The 18,228-nt window shown below is 70.7% G+C and carries 14 protein-coding genes and 1 riboswitch; of the genes, 5 read left to right on the forward strand and 9 right to left on the reverse strand.

Features of this window, described 5'->3' with window-relative positions; genetic code table 11:
• Positions 1 to 104: 104 nt before the first annotated feature.
• The 6 genes from B4E97_RS11620 to B4E97_RS11645 are packed head-to-tail and all read right to left on the reverse strand — an operon-like array spanning position 105 to position 8,327.
• Positions 105 to 509, reverse strand: coding sequence for a hypothetical protein (locus B4E97_RS11620; RefSeq protein WP_019286571.1), 405 nt, complete (start codon positions 507 to 509; stop codon positions 105 to 107).
• Positions 506 to 1,258, reverse strand: coding sequence for a respiratory nitrate reductase subunit gamma (gene narI / locus B4E97_RS11625; RefSeq protein ID WP_019286572.1), 753 nt, complete (start codon positions 1,256 to 1,258; stop codon positions 506 to 508). Before narI ends, B4E97_RS11620 begins: the two co-directional genes overlap by 4 nt.
• Complete coding sequence (gene narJ, locus B4E97_RS11630) at positions 1,255 to 1,998, reverse strand: nitrate reductase molybdenum cofactor assembly chaperone (protein WP_286959961.1); 744 nt, start codon at positions 1,996 to 1,998, stop codon at positions 1,255 to 1,257. Before narJ ends, narI begins: the two co-directional genes overlap by 4 nt.
• Complete coding sequence (narH, locus tag B4E97_RS11635) at positions 1,995 to 3,752, reverse strand: nitrate reductase subunit beta (RefSeq protein WP_239265510.1); 1,758 nt, start codon at positions 3,750 to 3,752, stop codon at positions 1,995 to 1,997. The genes narJ and narH overlap by 4 nt, the downstream gene beginning before the upstream one ends.
• Before the next feature lies 1 nt (position 3,753).
• The gene (locus tag B4E97_RS11640) at positions 3,754 to 7,500 is read right to left on the reverse strand and encodes a nitrate reductase subunit alpha (RefSeq protein ID WP_286959962.1); all 3,747 of its coding nucleotides are present in this window, start codon (positions 7,498 to 7,500) and stop codon (positions 3,754 to 3,756) included.
• Positions 7,497 to 8,327 (reverse strand): helix-turn-helix transcriptional regulator, encoded by an 831-nt coding sequence (locus B4E97_RS11645; protein WP_019286577.1) that lies wholly within the window; start codon positions 8,325 to 8,327, stop codon positions 7,497 to 7,499. Before B4E97_RS11645 ends, B4E97_RS11640 begins: the two co-directional genes overlap by 4 nt.
• A 269-nt stretch (positions 8,328 to 8,596) precedes the next feature.
• Here B4E97_RS11645 and B4E97_RS11650 point away from each other — a divergent pair, with 269 nt between their 5' ends.
• Together B4E97_RS11650 and B4E97_RS11655 are read left to right on the forward strand one after the other, a co-directional pair.
• Complete coding sequence (locus B4E97_RS11650; RefSeq protein ID WP_286959963.1) at positions 8,597 to 9,958, forward strand: MFS transporter; 1,362 nt, start codon at positions 8,597 to 8,599, stop codon at positions 9,956 to 9,958.
• 82 nt (positions 9,959 to 10,040) lie between these two features.
• Complete coding sequence (locus B4E97_RS11655; RefSeq protein WP_019286579.1) at positions 10,041 to 11,438, forward strand: MFS transporter; 1,398 nt, start codon at positions 10,041 to 10,043, stop codon at positions 11,436 to 11,438.
• A gap of 4 nt (positions 11,439 to 11,442) precedes the next feature.
• Here the strand turns inward: B4E97_RS11655 and B4E97_RS11660 are convergent, their stop codons facing one another.
• Positions 11,443 to 12,285: a helix-turn-helix transcriptional regulator gene (locus tag B4E97_RS11660; protein ID WP_019286580.1), complete on the reverse strand. Its 843-nt coding sequence runs from the start codon at positions 12,283 to 12,285 to the stop codon at positions 11,443 to 11,445.
• Between the two features lie 232 nt (positions 12,286 to 12,517).
• On the opposite strand from B4E97_RS11660, the gene B4E97_RS11665 reads away from it, so the two are divergent.
• Both B4E97_RS11665 and B4E97_RS11670 read left to right on the forward strand, forming a co-directional pair.
• Complete coding sequence (locus tag B4E97_RS11665; protein ID WP_286959965.1) at positions 12,518 to 12,889, forward strand: hypothetical protein; 372 nt, start codon at positions 12,518 to 12,520, stop codon at positions 12,887 to 12,889.
• Between the two features lie 24 nt (positions 12,890 to 12,913).
• Positions 12,914 to 14,563, forward strand: coding sequence for a hypothetical protein (locus tag B4E97_RS11670; RefSeq protein ID WP_286959966.1), 1,650 nt, complete (start codon positions 12,914 to 12,916; stop codon positions 14,561 to 14,563).
• Between the two features lie 192 nt (positions 14,564 to 14,755).
• Here the strand turns inward: B4E97_RS11670 and B4E97_RS11675 are convergent, their stop codons facing one another.
• On the reverse strand, positions 14,756 to 16,996 hold the full coding sequence (locus B4E97_RS11675; RefSeq protein ID WP_286959967.1) for an ATP-binding cassette domain-containing protein: 2,241 nt from the start codon (positions 16,994 to 16,996) through the stop codon (positions 14,756 to 14,758).
• Positions 16,977 to 17,642 carry an ECF transporter S component gene (locus B4E97_RS11680; protein ID WP_286959968.1) on the reverse strand — a complete coding sequence of 222 codons (666 nt, stop codon included), beginning with the start codon at positions 17,640 to 17,642 and terminating at the stop codon, positions 16,977 to 16,979. Before B4E97_RS11680 ends, B4E97_RS11675 begins: the two co-directional genes overlap by 20 nt.
• 47 nt (positions 17,643 to 17,689) lie before the next feature.
• Positions 17,690 to 17,795: riboswitch (TPP riboswitch) on the reverse strand.
• A gap of 38 nt (positions 17,796 to 17,833) precedes the next feature.
• Between B4E97_RS11680 and B4E97_RS11685 the strand changes: the two genes are divergently transcribed.
• Complete coding sequence (locus tag B4E97_RS11685) at positions 17,834 to 18,148, forward strand: DUF4235 domain-containing protein (protein WP_019286587.1); 315 nt, start codon at positions 17,834 to 17,836, stop codon at positions 18,146 to 18,148.
• Positions 18,149 to 18,228: the final 80 nt, after the last annotated feature.

Raw genomic sequence — 18,228 nt, forward strand, 5'->3', positions numbered from 1 at the left:
CCCCAGAACCCCCAGAACCCCGAAGATCGTGAGGGTTTGGTCCAAGATTCTTGGACCAAACCCTCACGATCTTCAAGGGTTCAGGGGTTCAGGGGATGGCTGGGTCAGCGACCGGTGGCCACCGTCAGCAGCAGCGCCGAGTCCTGGTGCGCCACCACCGAGTGCCGCTCGTGCGGGATCGGCGTGAACAGCCCTGTCGTCAGGTGGAAGTCCACCGACCCGGTGCCCAGCGTCACCTCGCCGCGCAGCACCTGCAGCGACGCGGCGGCCGGCGCCTCGTGCTCGGCCAGGGTGGCCCCGGCGCGCAGCGCGATCACCACCGTCCGCAGCAGGTCGGTGTGCATCACGGACTGGGTGGCGCGCCCCGACGAGGAGGCGTGCGCCTCCCCGATCAGCTCGTCCACCAGCTCGACGAGGTTGGGCAGCAGCTCGGGCGTCTCCGGGTCCCGGCCGGTGGCAGAGCCGCGTGCCGAGCCGCCGGCCGAGCCGCGAGACGGCTGGTCCGTCATACCTTCTCCCACCCGCGCTGCGGGGCCCGGCTGCCGACGCCCGCACCGGGGCGACGGTCGCGCGAGCGATAGACGATGTAGGGCCGGGTGACGTAGCCGAGCGGCGCCGAGAACACGTGCACGAGCCGCGTGAACGGCCACAGGGCGAACAGGATGCACGCCACGAGCGTGTGCAGCTGGAAGCCGAGCGGCGCCGCCGCCATGAGGTCCGCGTCGGGGTGGAAGGTCAGGAACTGGCGGTACCAGATCGAGACGCCCTCGCGGTAGTTGTAGTGCTCGGCGGGCCCGCCGAGGTTGTTGATGCCGGGGGCGTGCCAGCCGAGCGTGTTGGCCAGGCCGAGCAGGATGACGACGACGAGGAAGGCGTACATGACCTTGTCCATCGGCGTCGTGGCGGAGAAGACCGGGCCGGTGGTGCGGCGGCGATAGATCAGGATCGCCATGCCGACGAGGGTCAGGAAGCCGGCGAGCAGGCCCACCGACAGGGCGAGGAAGTGATAGACCGACTGCGAGATCCCGACGGCGTCGGTCCAGGACTTCGGCACGAGCAGGCCCATGATGTGCCCCATCACGACGAAGAGGATGCCGAAGTGGAACATCGGCGAGCCCCAGCGCAGCAGCCGGTCCTCGTATAGCTGGCTCGAGCGCGTGGTCCAGCCGAACTTGTCGTACTTGTAGCGCCAGAGGTGACCGACGACGAAGATCGTCAGGCAGATGTAGGGGAACACCACCCAGAGCAGGGTGTTCATGAGCGCCCTCCTTGCGAGTGCTGCAGGAGCTCGGCCTCGAGCTCCTCGGGTGATGGGTCGGTGGCCGGGTGGGGGTTGAGCCGGGGGTCGATCTCGTATGGCGCCAGCCCGACGTCCTCCGACGGGGGCCCTTGCGCGACCAGCCGCGCGACCGCCGTCTGCTCGTCACCGTCCAGCGGCGGCAGGGTGGCGCACACGGCGACGAGCGCGTCCGCCCACGGGACGCCGCGGTCGAGCAGCGCGAGGCGCAGGACCTCGAGCCCGGCGCGGTGGTCGAGGACCAGCTTGAGGGCGGCCTCGAGGTCGACGGTGGCGCCGAACTCCAGCACCACCGACAGGTGGTCGGGCAGCTCCTCGTCACCGATCTCGACCCCGGCCCGGCGATAGGTCTGCTTGAACTGCACGAGCGCCATCCCGCGCTTGCGGGTGTCGCCGTGCGCGAAGTAGGTCAGGTAGGGCGCGCACCGGCGCGTGTAGTCGAAGGTGTCGACGTAGCGCTTCTGCACCACGTCCAGCTCCCCCGCCTCCACGGCCGCGGAGATGGTCGCGACGAGACGACCGAGCGGCTCCCCCACCGGCGCCGGCAGCTGCGCGACCGTGTCGCGCAGCACCGGCAGGTGGCGCAGGAGCTCCTCGTCCGGGTAGCCGAGCAGCAGCGACGCGCACTGCCAGGCGGCCTGCATCTCGTCGGTGCCGACCGGCAGGGCGGCCTGCTTGCGACGCCGCAGGGCGACCTTCACCGGATGTCCTCGGGCGGGATGGCACCGCGGTCGTGCGAGGCGCTCGGGTCGGAGCCCATCGGCATGCCCTCGCCCTCGCGGCGGGCCTCCTCGGAGATCCCGGCGCCGAGGCTGCCGCCCTGACCGGGGAAGAGGCCCTCGGGCATGCCCTTGCCGTCCCAGTTGAGCAGGTTGACCCGGCCCTCCTTGGAGCCGCCGCCGACGAGGGTGTCGGCGGTCTGGCGGGCCTGCAGCATCTGGAAGTTCTCGACGGCGATCGGGGTCAGCGACCCCGAGCCCTCGCCGAACGCGCCCTGGTTGCCGGTCTGGTAGTCGCTGACCGAGCACTCGGTGGCGAGCTCCTCGAGGGCGTGCGCCTCCTCGGCGTGCGCGGTCGGGATGACATAGCGCTCCTCGTACTTCGCGAGGGCGAGCAGGCGGAACATGTCGTACATGTCCTCCTCCTCCATGCCGACGGCCGCGGGGATCGACCCGTCGGGGTCGCGCCCGAGGTTGATGTCGCGCATGTAGGACCGCATGGCGGCCAGCTTGCGCAGGACGCCGTCGACGGGCTTCACGTCCCCGGCGGTGAACAGATTGGCGAGGTACTCGATCGGGATGCGCAGCGTCTCGATGGCGTTGAACAGGTTGTCCTTGTCCTCGCCGTCGTGCCCGGACCCGGCCAGCGCGTCCACGACCGGCGACAGCGGCGGGATGTACCAGACCATCGGCATCGTGCGGTACTCCGGGTGCAGCGGCAGCGCGACCTTGTAGTCGTTGATCAGGCGATAGACCGGGGACCGCTGCGCGGCCGTGATCCAGTCGGACGGTATGCCGGCGCGCTCGGCCTCGGCGACCACCGCCGGGTCGCGCGGGTCCAGGAACACCGAGCGCTGCGCCTCGTAGAGGTCCTGGTCGTCCTCGACCGACGCGGCCTCGAGGACGCGGTCGGCGTCATACAGGACGAGCCCGATGTAGCGGAGGCGACCGACGCAGGTCTCCGAGCACACGGTCGGGATCCCGACCTCGATGCGCGGGAAGCAGAAGGTGCACTTCTCGGCCTTGCCGGTCTTGTGGTTGAAGTAGACCTTCTTGTAGGGGCAGCCCGAGATGCACATGCGCCAGCCGCGGCACTGCTCCTGGTCGACGAGGACGATGCCGTCCTCCTCGCGCTTGTAGATCGCGCCCGAGGGGCACGACGCCGCGCACGAGGGGTTGAGGCAGTGCTCGCAGATGCGGGGGAGGTAGAACATGAAGGTCGACTCGAAGTCGGTCGTGACCTTGTCCTCGATGCCCTTGAGCATCACGTCCTGGTGCATCGTCTCCATCGAGCCGCCGAGGTCGTCGTCCCAGTTGGCCGACCAGGAGATGTTCATCGGCTTGCCGGAGATCAGCGAGTGCGGCCGCGCGACCGGGAAGTGCTTGCCGGCCGGCGCGTTGAGCAACGTCTCGTAGTCGTAGGTCCAGGGCTCGTAGTAGTCCTGGATCGACGGCATCTTGGGGTTGACGAAGATGTTGAGCAGCTTCTTGAACCGGCCGCCGGCGCGGAGCTTGAGCCGGCCGTTCTTGCCGAGCACCCAGCCGCCCTGCCACTCATCCTGGTCCTCGTAGCGTCGCGGGTAGCCCAGGCCGGGGCGGGTCTCGACGTTGTTGAACCAGACGTATTCGGTGCCGGCCCGGTTGGTCCACGCCTGCTTGCAGGTGACCGAGCAGGTGTGGCACCCGATGCACTTGTCGAGGTTCATGACCATGGCCATCTGTGCCATGACTCTCATGTCAGTACTCCACCTTCTGCGAGCGCTTGCGGATGATCGTGACCTCGTCACGGTTGTTGCCCGTGGGCCCGATGTAGTTGAAGAAGTAGGACAGCTGGGCGTAGCCGCCGATGATGTGGCTCGGCTTGACCATGATCCGGGTCATGGAGTTGTGGATGCCGCCACGCTTGCCGTTGTGCTCGGTGAGGGGCACGTCGATCAGGCGGTCCTGCGCGTGGGGCATGTAGATCGTGCCCTCGGGCATCCGGTGCGTGACGATCACGCGGGACGCGACGACGCCGTTGCGGTTGACCGCCTCGACCCACTCGTTGTCCTTGACGCCGATCTTGGCGGCGTCCTTGTCGGACATCCAGATCGACTGGCCGCCGCGGCCGAGGGACAGCATGAACAGGTTGTCCTGGTACTCCGAGTGGATGGACCACTTGTTGTGCGGGGTCAGGTAGCGCACCGACACAGAGATGCCGGACACCCCGTCCGCTGCCTTCTCGACCTCGCCGAGCGGGCGCTCGCCGAACAGCTGGGTCATGTTGAGCGGCGGGCGGTAGGTCGGCAGGGCCTCCCCCATCCGCTGCAGCCAGTCGTGGTCGACGTAGAACTGCTGGCGCCCGGTCAGCGTGTGGAACGGCTTGAGCCGCTCGATGTTGATCGTGAACGGGCTGTAGCGGCGACCGCCCGACTCCGAGCCCGACCACTCCGGGGAGGTGATGACGGGGACGGGGGCGGCCACGGTGTCGACATACGTGATCTGCTTGCCCTCGTGCTCGGCAGCCAGGTCGTGCATCTGGTGGCCGGTGCGCTTCTCCAGGGTCTTGAAGCCCTGGGTGGCGAGGTGGCCGTTGGTGGTGCCCGACAGCGCCATGATCGTCTCGGCGACGTCCACGGCGGTGTCGAGACGCGGGTTGCCCTGCCCGGCACCGCGGCTCGCGACGCCGTTCTTGCGCCGCAGGTAGTCGACCTCGCGCTTGACGTCGTAGGTTACGCCCTTGGTGGTCGTCCCGAGCTTGTCCAGCAGCGGGCCGATCGAGGTCATCTTGTCGTGGATCTTGGTGTAGTCCCGCTCGACCACGGCCAGGACCGGCAGGGTCTTGCCCGGGACGGGCTCGCACTCGCCGGCCTTCCAGTCCAGGACCCGGCCGTGCACCGTCGCCATGGACTCGGGGGTGTCGTGCCACAGCGGCTTGGCGACGAGGTCCTTGCGGGTGCCGAGGTGGGTCCCGGCGAGCTCGCTGAAGGTCTCGGCGATGGTGACGAAGGCGTCCCAGTCCGACCGGCTCTGCCACGGCGGGGCGATCGCCGGGTTGAACGAGTGGATGAACGGGTGCATGTCCGTGGTGTTGATGTCGTTCTTCTCGTACCACGTGGCGGCGGGCAGGACGACGTCGGACAGCAGGGTCGAGCTCGTCATGCGGAAGTCGATCGTCATCAGCATGTCGAGCTTGCCCTCGGGGGCCCGCTCGGGCCAGGCGACGTCCGCCGGGCGCTTGTCCGCCGGCGCCTCCTCGGCGTTGACGCCGTGGTCCGTGCCGAGCAGGTGCTTGAGGAAGTACTCGTCACCCTTGGCGGAGCTGCCGAACAGGTTGGCGCGCCACATCATCAGCACGCGCGGCCAGTTCTCCTCGGCCTCGGGGTCCTCGGCCGCAAAGCTCAGCTCGCCCTTCTTGAGCTGGTCGACGACGTAGGCCGGGACCTCCATCCCGGCCGCCTCCGCCTCGTCGGGCAACGCGATCGAGGAGCGGTTGAACGTCGGGTAGCTCGGCATCCACCCGAGCCGCGCGGACTGAGCGACCAGGTCGGCCACCGTCTTGCCGGGGAAGGCCCCTCGGCCCGCGCCGATGTCGTTGGCGGTGTAGGTGTCGTAGCGGTACTGGCTGGTGTGGAGGTACCAGTAGGCCGTCTGGATCATGTGGCGCGGCGGGCGCTGCCAGTCGAGGGCGAAGGCCGTGTGCTGGAAGCCGGTCAGCGGGCGGACCTTCTCCTGACCGACGTAGTGCGCCCAGCCGCCGCCGTTGCGGCCCTGGCAGCCGGTGATCGTCGTGAGGACGAGCATCGCGCGGTAGATCAGGTCCGAGTGGTACCAGTGGTTGGTGCCAGCGCCCATGAGGATCATCGAGCGGCCGTGGGTGTCGACGGCGTTCTGCGCGAACTCGCGCGCGATGCGGGCGACCTTGTCGGCGGGGACGGCGGTGATGTCCTCCTGCCAGGCCGGGGTGTAGGCGCCGGTGACGTCCTCGTAGCCGGTCGGCCAGTCGCCGATCAGGCCGGGGCGGGCCACGCCGTACTGCGCGAGCATGAGGTCGAAGACGGTCGTGACGTAGCGGTCGCCGATGCGGCGCACCGGGACGCCGCGGCGCTGCAGCGTCGCCTGGCCGTCCAGGGCGTCGAAGCGCGGCAGGGACACCTCGAGCGTCTCGGCGCCGTCGGCGAGCAGGGACAGGCGGGGGCTGACGTCGCCCAGGTCGAGGTTCCACTGCCCCATGCCCTCGTCGCCGAAGCGGTGGCCGAGCGAGCCGCGGGGCACGACGACCTCGTCGGTGCGCTCGTCGACGAGCATCGGCTTCCACATGGCGTTCTCGGACCCGGACTCCGGGCCGCCGGGGACGTCGCCGGCCACGGCGAACTTGCCGGGCGTGACCACCTGGCCGCCGTCCGCGCCCTCCTCGACGTCCAGCCAGACCAGGTAGGGCAGGTCCGTGTAGGTCTTGGTGTAGTCCTGGAAGAACTCGACCTGCTGGTCGACGAAGAACTCCTTGAGGATGACGTGGCCCATCGCCATCGCGAGCGCCGCGTCGCTGCCGGGCTGGGCCGCCAGCCACTCGTCGGCGAACTTGACGTTCTCGGCGTAGTCCGGGGACACGACGACGACCTTCTGCCCGCGGTAGCGCGCCTCGGTCATCCAGTGCGCGTCGGGCGTGCGGGTGAGCGGGACGTTGGAGCCCCACATCATCAGGTAGCCCGCGTCCCACCAGTCCCCCGACTCGGGGACGTCGGTCTGGTCCCCGAACATCTGGGGCGAGGCGACCGGCAGGTCGGCATACCAGTCGTAGAAGGAGAGCATGGTGCCGCCGATGAGCTCGGTGAACCGGGCCCCGGAGGCGTAGGAGACCATCGACATCGCGGGGATCGGCGAGAAGCCGGCGATGCGGTCCGGGCCCCAGCGCTTGATCGTGAACACGTTGGCGGCGGCGACCATCTCGGCCGCCTCGCCCCAGCTCGCGCGCACGAGCCCGCCCTTGCCGCGGGCGGACTGGTAGCGACGACGCTTGTCCTCGTCCTGCACGATCGAGGCCCAGGCGAGCACCGGGTCGCCGTACTCCTGCTTGGCCGTGCGGTACATGTCGAGCAGCACGCCGCGGATGTAGGGGTAGCGGACCCGGGTGGGGCTGTAGGTGTACCAGGAGAAGGCCGCGCCGCGGGGGCAGCCGCGGGGCTCGTACTCCGGGCGATCGCCGCCGGTCGACGGGTAGTCCGTCTGCTGCGCCTCCCAGGTGATGATCCCGTCCTTGACGTAGACCTTCCACGAGCACGAGCCCGTGCAGTTGACGCCGTGGGTGGACCGCACGACCTTGTCGTGGCTCCAGCGGTCGCGGTAGAACGCGTCGGCCTTGCGGCCGCCGATCTGGTGCAGGGTCCGCTTGTCGGGGCTCACCTCCCCCTTGGTGAAGAACCGCCGGGTCCCCACGAGGGCCTCGGCGAGGGGGGTGTCGATGCCCGATGGGCCTCGACCTCCGCGATGGGTCGATGTGCTCATGCGTCTCTCCTGCGGTTGGCGCGTCGTCGGGTCGTGGTGCTGGGTGGCAGGACCGGCCCCGGGAGGCCTGTCCCCACCGTATGCCGGAAGGGGGTCCGCGTCGTCAGGTGAGCCGTGGTGACGGCGATATCGTCGTGCGGCGTCATGACGACGTCGACCTCGGGCTCGCCGAGCCGGTCGAGGACCCCGGTGATCAGGCCGCGGCGGAAGGCGTAGAGGACGGGCGCGTGCCGGGCGGCGATCGCGAGGAAGGGCGCGGCCCGCAGCTCGAGGTCGACGGTGCGGCCACCCTCGACGAGCGAGATGTCGTGCCGGAAGCCCCACTGCGCCAGGGTCTGCACGAGGCGCTCCACGGTGACCAGCCACTCCCCCGGCGTCGCGGCCGGCGCCCAGGCCGGCGGCTCGACGTCGGCGTGCTCGCGGGACCAGGCGCGGGCGGCGGGGAACATCGCCTCCGAGCCCGCCGGCTCCGCCAGCCCCCAGCAGGAGGTGACCAGGGCGGACAGCTCGCGGTGCGTCGGGTGCAGCCGCACCCCCGCGGGGACGAGGTGATAGATCTTGCGCGGCCGGCCCACGGTCCCCAGGCGCTCGGACCGGGCCTCCACGACGTGCGACGCGAGCAGGACGTCCAGGTGGAAGCGCGCGGTCGTCACGTGGATGTCGAGGCGGGTGGCGATGTCCTGCGCCGCGAGGCCGGGGCGGCCGTGGACCGTGACGGGCGCGGAGGCGAGGACGTCGATGATGCGCCGGCGCATGGACGGGGCCAGCAGGCTCGGGCGGCCGTCGGCCTCGGGGCCCCACCGGAGCTCCTGCGCCACGCTCGTCATCGCCTCTCCTGCGGTCGCCGTGCTGGGTCCTGGCCTGCATCTGCCGTGATTCCTCCAAAAAGAGGAGCACGCCTGCAGCATAGCCGGACCGGCGATGCCCCGACAGAGGGGGTGCCCTCCTCTATATTCGGGGGCTGTGCCAAACTTCCTAGTGAGATCCTCCGCGCAATGCCTCGCAGGGCCTGAGCCGGGCGTCTCGCGGCGACTGCACCAGCAGCTTCTCCGCCATACAGCCTGATCCTTTTAATGCCTGGAGCAAGGAGCACGTCGTGAGCACACCCGCCACCGACGCCCCGACGACCACGTCCCACGAGAGCCAGCCCGTCGGCGCCAACCGGGTCCTGGCCTGGTCGACCACCGCGTTCACCGTGATGTTCGCCGTCTGGATGATGTTCGGCATCCTGCAGAAGCCCATCCGGGCGGAGCTGCACCTCAGCGAGGAGCAGTACTCCTGGATCCTCGCCGCGGCGATCCTCAACGGCTCGATGTGGCGCCTGCCCGCCGGGATGATCACCGACCGCATCGGTGGCCGCAAGGTCATGACCGTGCTGCTGCTCGCGAGCGCCGTCCCGGCCTACCTCGTCTCGCAGGCGCACAGCTACGGCATGCTCCTGCTGCTGGCCTTCCTCGTCGGCTTCGCCGGCAACTCCTTCTCCTCGGGCATCGCGTGGAACTCCGCGTGGTTCACCCGTGGCCGTCAGGGCTTCGCGCTCGGCGTGTTCGGCGCCGGCAACGTCGGGGCCTCGGTCACGAAGTTCATCGGCCCGCCGCTGATCGCCACGACCGCCGGAGCGACGTACCTCGGTGTCGTCCAGGGCGGCTGGCGCCTCGTGCCGGTGATCTACTCCGTCCTGCTGGTGCTCCTCGCGGCCGCCACGTGGTTCGGGACCCCCTCGACCGACCGCATGCCCGGCGCCTCCAAGCCCCTCGGCGAGATGCTCGCCCCGCTGCGGCAGGTGCGCGTATGGCGGTTCAGCCTCTACTACGTCGCGGTGTTCGGCGCCTACGTCGCCCTCTCGAGCACGCTGCCCAACTACTACATGGAGACCTTCGGCGTCTCCCTGAGCACGGCCGGGCTGCTCACGGCGCTGTTCATCTTCCCCGCGTCCCTGCTGCGCCCCGTCGGCGGCTGGTTCTCCGACCGCTTCGGCGCGCGCAAGGCGATGTACGGCACCTTCTGGGTCATGCTCGCCACCACGGGCCTGCTGATGATGCCCAACGGCCACCTGACCATCAACCACGCCGACGGCTCCCAGACCGAGCACCTGCCCTACGCGATCTCGATCGTGCCGTTCACGATCGTCGTCTTCCTCCTCGGCTGCGCCATGGGCGTCGGCAAGGCCGCCGTCTACAAGCACATCCCCGAGTACTTCCCCGACAACGTCGGCTCCGTCGGCGGCCTCGTCGGCATGCTCGGCGGCCTCGGCGGCTTCTTCCTCCCCCCACTGTTCGCCTACACCAAGTCCTGGTCCGGCTTCCCGTCGAGCACCTTCTTCGTCCTGTTCCTCCTCACCGCCGTGTGCCTGATCTGGATGCACCTCACGATCGTGCGGATGCTCCACGACCGGTCCCCCCACCTCGCGGACCAGTTCGACCAGCCGCACCCCGAGACCTCCCGCCACCCCGCGTGAGACACCCCAACACGCACCAGCCCGCGTCCCGTCATACGGTCGAGACGTCCCACCACCTCAGCACCCGTGGAGTAGACAACCCATGAGCACCGCAACCAGCTCCCGCCAAGGGGGCGAGTGGCTCCAGTCCTGGGATCCCGAGAACGACCAGACCTGGGACAAGGCACTCGCCTGGCGCACCCTCACGATCACGACGTTCACCCTCACCATGTGCTTCGTCGCGTGGTACCTCCCCAGCGCGGTCATCCCCAAGCTCAACGCCCTGGGCTACAGCTTCAGCAAGACCGAGCTCTACTGGATGTCCGCGATGCCCGGCCTCGCCGCCGGTCTGCTGCGCATCGTCTGGATGGTCCTGCCGCCCATCCTCGGCACCCGCAAGATGGTCGCGCTGACCACGCTGCTCCTCGTCTTCCCGATCCTCGGGTGGGGCGTGCGCGTCCAGAGCCCCTCCGCCCCCTACTGGGAGCTCATGGTCCTGGCCTTCCTCGCCGGCATCGGTGGTGGCGCCTTCTCCGGCTTCATGCCGTCGACGTCCTACTTCTTCCCCCGCCGCATGCAGGGCACCGCGCTCGGCCTGCAGGCCGGCATCGGCAACCTCGGCGTCTCCCTCGTGCAGCTGCTCACGCCGTGGCTCATCGGCTTCTCGATGATCGGGTTCCTCGGCGGCTCACAGGCGATGAAGGTCGCGGGCAAGCCCAACACGCAGGTGTGGTACCAGAACGCCGCGTTCATCTGGATCCCGCTGATCCTCATCGGCGCCGCCTGGGCGTGGTTCGCGCTCAAGTCCGTGCCGGTCAAGGCCAACGTCCGCCAGCAGTTCGACATCTTCGGCAACCAGGACACCTGGTGGATGACGCTGATCTACATCATGACCTTCGGCACCTTCTCGGGCCTGGCCGCCCAGTTCGGTCTGCTGATGGGCAACCTCTACGGCTCCGGCAACGCCGACATCGTGTCCGGCTCCGGCGCCGCCGCCAAGATCCTCGTCGAGGGCTACTCGGTCCCCGACCCGGTCAAGTTCGTCTTCCTCGGCCCGCTGGTCGGCGCGCTCGCCCGCATGCTGTTCTCCCCGCTGACCGACCGCATGGGCGGCGCGATCTGGACGCTCATCTCCGGCCTCGGCCTGATCGCCTCGATCGTCTACACGATCCCGGCGCTCACCCCGGACACCTCGTCCGCCGCGGCGCTGCAGGGTGACTTCACGCGGTTCCTGTGGGGAATGCTCGCGATCTTCCTGTTCTCGGGGATCGGCAACGCCTCGACGTTCAAGCAGATGCCGATGATCTTCGAGAAGCGTCAGGCCGGCGGCGTCATCGGCTGGACCGCCGCCATCGCCGCCTTCGGTCCGTTCTTCTTCGCCCTCGGCATCGGCATCATGGGCGCCACCCTCTTCTACTGGGTCGGCGTCGTCTGGGCCGTCATGTGCGTGGCGATCACGTGGATGCGCTACGCCCGCAAGGGGGCTCCCAAGCCCGGCTGATCGCTCAGCTCGTCGCCTCGGAGGGCCGGTCGCTCGTCGACCGGCCCTCCGTCGCGTCCGGGCTGGGTGCGTCCGGGCTCGTGACATCGGAGGTCGTGGCGTCTGCGCTCGCGGCCTCCGGGCGGCGGCGGACGTGGGCGAGGTCCAGACCCTCGGCGACCTGCTCGCCGGCGTGGAGGGCACCGCTCATCTCGACGGTGCACACGTCGGGGGCGACCATGGGCGTCACCCGGACGGCCGGGTCCTGGACGCCGAGCCCCTCGAGGGATCCCCGGACCAGACCGAGATGTATGGCGCAGACGACGTCGGGGTGCCGGACCGCGGCGGCCTTCATCGGGCAGTGGGTCAACGTGGCCTGGCACCGCCCGGCGGGGTCCCCCTCGACGGTCACCGTCTCGCGTGGGTAGCCCCACCGCGCCAGGACGTCGAGCAGCTCGCGCACCGGCACCTCGCCCTGGGACCCCTCCGGGGCCACGTGGTCCAGATGGTGGCGTGACCAGGCCTCGCCGGCCCGCGTCGCCGCCTCCACGCGGGCGTCCTCGTCGCCGCCCAGCGTCTCGGCGAGCACGTCCGCGAGGACGACATACGCGGCGGTGTTGACGGGCACGGCCTCGGCGCGACGGCGATAGACCTTGCTGGGACGGCCCGGCCGGTCGCGTCGCTCGACGCCCGACTCCAGCACGCCGGCCTGCTCGAGCTGGTCGAGGTGGAAGCGCACGGTCGTGACGTGCAGGTCGAGCTCCTCGGCCAGCCGGCTCGCGGTCCAACGGTCGGGATCGGCGGCGACCAGGTCGGTGATGGACCGGCGGACCGCCGACGAGAGGAGCGCCTCGCGATCCTTGGGCATGGCCTGCCTCCAGCGTGCTACGACCGCTCGGTGATGGCGGCCCTTAAACGATCAGCGTAGTGCCAGCCGGCCCGGCCGTGGCGGAGACCTCCGGCTCGGGCGGCGGACACGATCCGTCAACCCCAAGACCATTCCGGCGCCTCTCGACGTCTGTTCATGCCCGATTGTCGCGGTGGTCGGCTGGGAGTCGGTCAATCGGACAGATTCTCACCCCTTCGCCCCCGGCGACCAGGTGACGATCACGCTGCCCATCACGGTCCAGGCCGTGGGCACCAACCTCAAGGCCACCCTCTCGACCGCCCCGGCAGCCCTGACCGGCACCGCGGCCCTGGTCTCCGAGGTCAACGTCAACAACGGCTCCGTCGTGACGCTGACGCCCGTCGGGACCGCGCCCAACCTCACGAGCACCGGCACCAACCAGTGGGCCATCACCTCGGCCCACAACGGCGCGACCTACCTCGCCACCATGAAGTACACGGTTCGCGCGACGAGCACCGGCGCGGCCCGCACCGAGCCGGCCGGCGGCAGCGGATGGTGGAACACGACGCTCAACGGCACCTCGGTGTCCACCCGCAACCTGCCCATCACCCTCACCCAGAACTGATCCACCGATCCCTGGAGGCACCCCATGTCCCGTCGGCGCGTCCTGGCCACGCTCGGCGTCACCGCCGTCGCGGAGACCGCCGTCATCGCGGCGCCCACCGGTGACACCCAGGCACGGTGGACCGAGACCCGCACCAGCGTCGTCCCCAGGATGACGATGGGCACGCCTACTCTGACGCCCACGGACGTCCCCGTCACCAAGCCGTTCACGGACGCGCTCAAGGCGACCCTCAAGAACGACGCCGGCTACGGCCTCGAGTACCGCCCCTACCAGGTGAACCTGACGGCGATGCCTAGCACCCCCACGACCAGTGCCATGGCGAGCGACTTCCTGAACAACAGGGTGCAGTACGACTACACGGGATGCTCGTCGACGACCGCGCTGTGGCAGACAGCTCTCGGGACGGCCGCCACGACAGCCGTGTCGCCGGTGACCGCCGCGGTCCGCACGCCCCTCGCCAAGGCTTCCTCAACGTCCCACTGCGTGATCGTCAAGCCCAGCGGGACCGACTACGACCGCTACAACAGGTTCGCAGGTCGCGAGTTCCAGGTGACGACCACCGGCCGGGCCGTCTCGGTGGCCGGCACGGCGACCAAGGACTGGACCTGGACGAGTCGTTACGTCATCTCGATCCCCTCCCCGATGTTGGGCTCCGACGGAAACGTCTGCACCACGGGCCTGGCCGAGAACGTGCGACTGTACTGGGCCTGGCCCAACGCCGCCACGAGCTCGTCAGGCAGCACCCCGGCGATCAACCGGTGGGAGGTCTGGGCTCGCCCCAAGGGCTCGACCGTCCCCTTCAAGCTGGTCCAGGGCGGGATCCCAGCCAACGACCGGGACCAGTGGGTCAGCTATATCGCCATGAACAACGCCGGGTATGGCCCGGGCACCTATGAGTTCGTCGTGCGTGTCTACCCCTTCGCCGGTAGCACGAAGTACGCCGAGAGCACCGGGATGTGGTACGCGACGCGCCCCACCGGACCGTGGGAGCCCACTCTGGACACGGGCATCTTCCACGCGGGCCAGCGCCTGGTCCCGGGCCGGACAGTCGGCGGAGCCTTGTACGTCAAGAATGCCTCCCCCGACACCGCCATGCTGACGATCGGGGCCGTTCCTGGCAGCGACGCCGTCTCCGACCCGCTCGCCGAGGTGCTGCACCTGGCCGCCGGCATCGGCGGCGCCGCCACGCCGACCGAGACCTCGCCGACCGCCGCCAGCCTCGCCGCGAGGGGAGGAGATCTGACCACGGGCGCCGTCCGCCCGGGCCAGGTCGTCCGCGTGGAGGTTGCCGCGCTCCTGGCGGGCGCCGTCGGCGATGTCGACCGGACGCTGGCCGAAAATCACACGTGGACGGATCCGATCAGGGTGTCGATGGCGATGACGCCGGCCGATCTCGCTCCGCCGAGCACCGGCGTGACTGGAGCAGACGTGGGTCAGACAGGTGGCAGTGACGGCTCGGTGCCCCGCGGGGACGCGTTCGGCGTGTCCTCGGGGCCGCTCTCCGGAGCCCTGGCGCACACGGGGGCCGACGTGATCGTGCTTCTCGCCGCGGGTGGCACAGCCGTGGGCGTCGGCATGCTGCTGATCGCCCTGGCCCGACGACGGCGCGAGGACGAAGACGACACCGCGTCCGGCACACCCCTTCCACCCACTGGTCAGATACCGACTCCCTGACCGCCCACTGGTCAGATGCCGAGCACCTACCCGTGGCCAGAACTGACCACTCGGCGGCGGACGCCGAGGCGGGCCGGACTCCCCCCTCGGGAGCCCGACCCGCTGGCCGTGGGGGCGTCACGGATGACGTTGCTGATACCCACTAGGCGTTACCCAGAGTAGTCGAGACCCGTCACCAGGACTAGGGATCCATTACCTCCCCAGAAGGTGCCCCACAGCCGCCGCGGCGGCGAGCGTCACGGCGCACACCACGACCCACAGGTCCCTCCGGCCCCACCGCGCGGGCTCCGCCCACGTGCGCCGCCCCGACCGCACCACGGGCGACGAGTAGCCCCGCGCCTCCATCGCCACCGCGAGCCGCCCCGCCTGCCGCAACGCCTGCACCAGCAGGGCAAAGGTCAGCACGACCGCGTCCTTGACCCCCCGCCCCAGGACACCACGCGCCCGGCGCACCGCGCGCAGGTCGCCAAAGGTCGACCGCAGCTGGTCGAACCTCTGCAGCGCCACCACCGCCGCCACCACCGGACGTGCCGGCAGCCGCAGTCGCTGCCCGAGCTGGTCCCCCAGCGAGAACGGCTCGAGGTAGCCCGCCAGCACCACGCCGGGCAGCGCCGCCGACGTCATGCGCAGCGCGGGCAGCAGCGCCGCGACGGGATCACGCGTCTCGGCCCACCACCAGTTGGACCACCACAACGAGGCCGCGCCGATCGCCACCGGGGTGAGCCGCAGCACCGGCTGCGGCCAGCGCACCCCGCACAGCACGAGGAGCAGCGCCAGCTCGGCCCCGAGCAGACCCAGCCCCGCCGGCACCGTGGGCACGACCAACCCGACCACCATCGCCACCAGGCTCACCAGCATCAGCGGCAGGGCCGAGGCGTATGCCGCCAGCCCCTGCGCACGACGGCGCACCGGCTCTGCGCCGGCCTGCGGCCTCGCGAGCACGAGCTCGCGGGTGCAGCGCGACGCCAGGCTGCGGTCGTGCGTGGACACCACCACGGTCGTCCCTGCGGCGCGGGCCGCCTCGACGACCCCGGTGACGGCGGCCCACGTGTGGCGGTCCTGGCCGACGGTGGGCTCGTCGAGCAGGAGCACGGACGGGCCGTGGGCGAGGGCGGCGACGAGCGAGAGACGTCGCTGCTCACCCCCCGAGAGGGTGTGCGGGTCGGCGTCGCGGCGGTCGCCGAGGCCGAGCACCTCGAGCAGCGCCCCGGCCCGGGCTGCGAGGGCGTCCTCGTCCTGGCCGAGCGCCCGACCGGTCAGCATCACCTCGTCGACGACGGTCCGGGCGGTGATCGGCAGCTCGGGTCGTTGGGGCACCCACCCGACCGCTGCGGCAAGCTCCGCAGCCCGCCAGCCATGCGGCGCCTCGCGGTCGCCGGCCCCCAGCCGCACCGTGCCGGACGTCGGCTCGAGCAGCCCGGCGGCGCAGGCCACCAGCGTGGACTTGCCGGCGCCCGAGTGGCCGGTGACGGCCACCGCCTCCCCCGGCGAGGCCTCCAGCGCCACGTCCTGCAGCACGAGCTGCGGCGGGTGCACCGCCTGCCACGAGGCCAGCCCGGGCTGCACCTGGCGCAGCACCGCGTCGATCGAGGCCGTCACCCCGCCCGGCCGGACCGGGGTCACCAGCCCGGTCGCCACCTCCATCGACGACGGCGGCGGCGCCCCCGGCACCCACAGGCCCAGCTCTGCCAGCCGCTCCCCCTCGGCGGCCAGCGTCGACGTCATCGGGCCGTCCGCCACCACCCGACCGCCGTCGCCCAGCACGACGAGCCGGTCGCAGACGTCCACCCAGTGCGCGAGCTGGTGCTCGACGACCACCAGGGTGGCCCCCACCTCGGCGACGGCCAGGGCCACCGCCGACCGGACCGCCTCCGCGGCCTGGGGGTCGAGCATCGAGCAGGGCTCGTCGAGCAGCACGAGGCCCGGGTCGAGGGCGAGCACGCCCGCGAGCGCGAGGCGCTGGGTCTCGCCGCCGGACAGGGCGCGCGTCTCGCGGTCCACGGCATACGGGAAGGACACGGAGTCCAGCGCCGCCCGCACCCGCTCCCACAGCGGCCCGCGTGGCACGCCGGCGTTCTCGGGGCCGAAGGCCACGTCGCGCCCCACGGTCCGCGCGACCACCGCGTCGTCGGGATCCTGCAGGAGCAGGCCCACCTGCCGCGACACCCGCACCTGCCCCGTCTGGTCACCGCCACCCGTGTCGGCGAGCACGCCGGCCAGCGCCCGGAGCAGGGTCGACTTGCCGGACCCGCTGGCGCCCGCGAGCAGCACCCGCTCCCCCGGCGCCACGCGCAGCGACACCGCGTCGAGGACCGGGCGGGCGGCGCCATACGGGAGCCAGGTGAGGTCGTCGACCTCGACGAGAGCCCCCCTCGGACCCTCGTCGAGGTCGAGACCACGCTCGAGGGAGGCGTCAGCGGCCGTGGGACTCACGCGCCTCGCGGCCCGCGGGGAAGGCGTCGATCACGCCCGTCCGGGCCAGCGCCCGCACGAGCGCGGCGCCCCCGAGGCCGGCGATCACCGCGCACGAGATCATGCCGAAGCCGAGGTAGACGAGCTTGTGGATCCAGGCGAGCTGCGGGACGTACTGCCACCACTCGTAGAGGCAGATCTCCAGGACGGCACCGAGCACGCCGCCCAGCACCGCGGCCACCATGTCGAACCGCCGCCAGCGCCAGACCCACATCGCCAGCTCGACGCCGAGCGCCTGCAGCAGCCCGGACAGCATCACGAGCCAGCCCCACTTGTTGCCGAGCAGCGTCTCGACGCTCGCCGCGATCAGCTCGACGTAGAGGGCCGCGCCGGGACGCCGGATCAGCAGCGCGCCGGCCACGGCGGGGAGCACCCACACGCCGAGCGCGAGCGAGCCGATCGGGGCATAGCCGACGGCGGCCGCCTCGACGACGTGGTAGAGGGTGCTGTCCCACCCCCAGAAGGCGACGCCCAGCGCGACGGCGAGGACGGCGCCGAGGACGAGGTCGATGCCTCGCCATGACATGAGGGCCCCCGTGGCGAGCGCGGACGGTCGTGCGTGCTGGCCCGGCCGCGCGGTGGCGGCGGAGCCGGTGGTGTTCGGCATACGAGATCTCCTGGTCGGTCACCAAGAGGGAAGGTGACCCCTCGGGTCGCCTCGAGAATCCGACTCCCTAGCGCCGGTGCTAACCGGATCAGGTGCGGAGGGTCTGCGGTCGCCCGCACTCTCAGCGCGATCTGCGCTCCCCTGTCGTGTGAAACGTGACGCTACCGCGAAGATCGTGTGAGACTCAACGCATGGGACCTAACGTGTGGAAGCTCATTGGCACCGGCGCCGCCATGCTGGCCGGCATGGTGGCCAACAAGATCGTCAACTCGGGCTGGCAGAAGGCCACGGGCAAGGAGGCCCCCTCCGACCCCACCAACCCCGACGTGGACTGGAAGGAAGCGCTGGCCTTCGCGGCGTTCTCCGGTCTCGTGATCGGCATCGCGCGCCTGGTGGCGCAGCGTCAGGCGGCCAAGGGGTTCGTCTCCGCGGTCAAGCGCCAGAGCAACGACATCGGTGACGTCGACCTGCAGGCGCAGATCGACGCCCGCACCAACAAGGCCTGATCACCCCGTCCGTCACGCGAGTCGCCCCGACCGGTCCATCGGTCGGGGCGACTCGCTGCTGCTGGGCGGTATGACGGGCC

It is taken from the genome of Arsenicicoccus sp. UBA7492 (assembly GCF_002479615.1).
GTDB classification, from domain to species: domain Bacteria; phylum Actinomycetota; class Actinomycetes; order Actinomycetales; family Dermatophilaceae; genus Arsenicicoccus; species Arsenicicoccus bolidensis.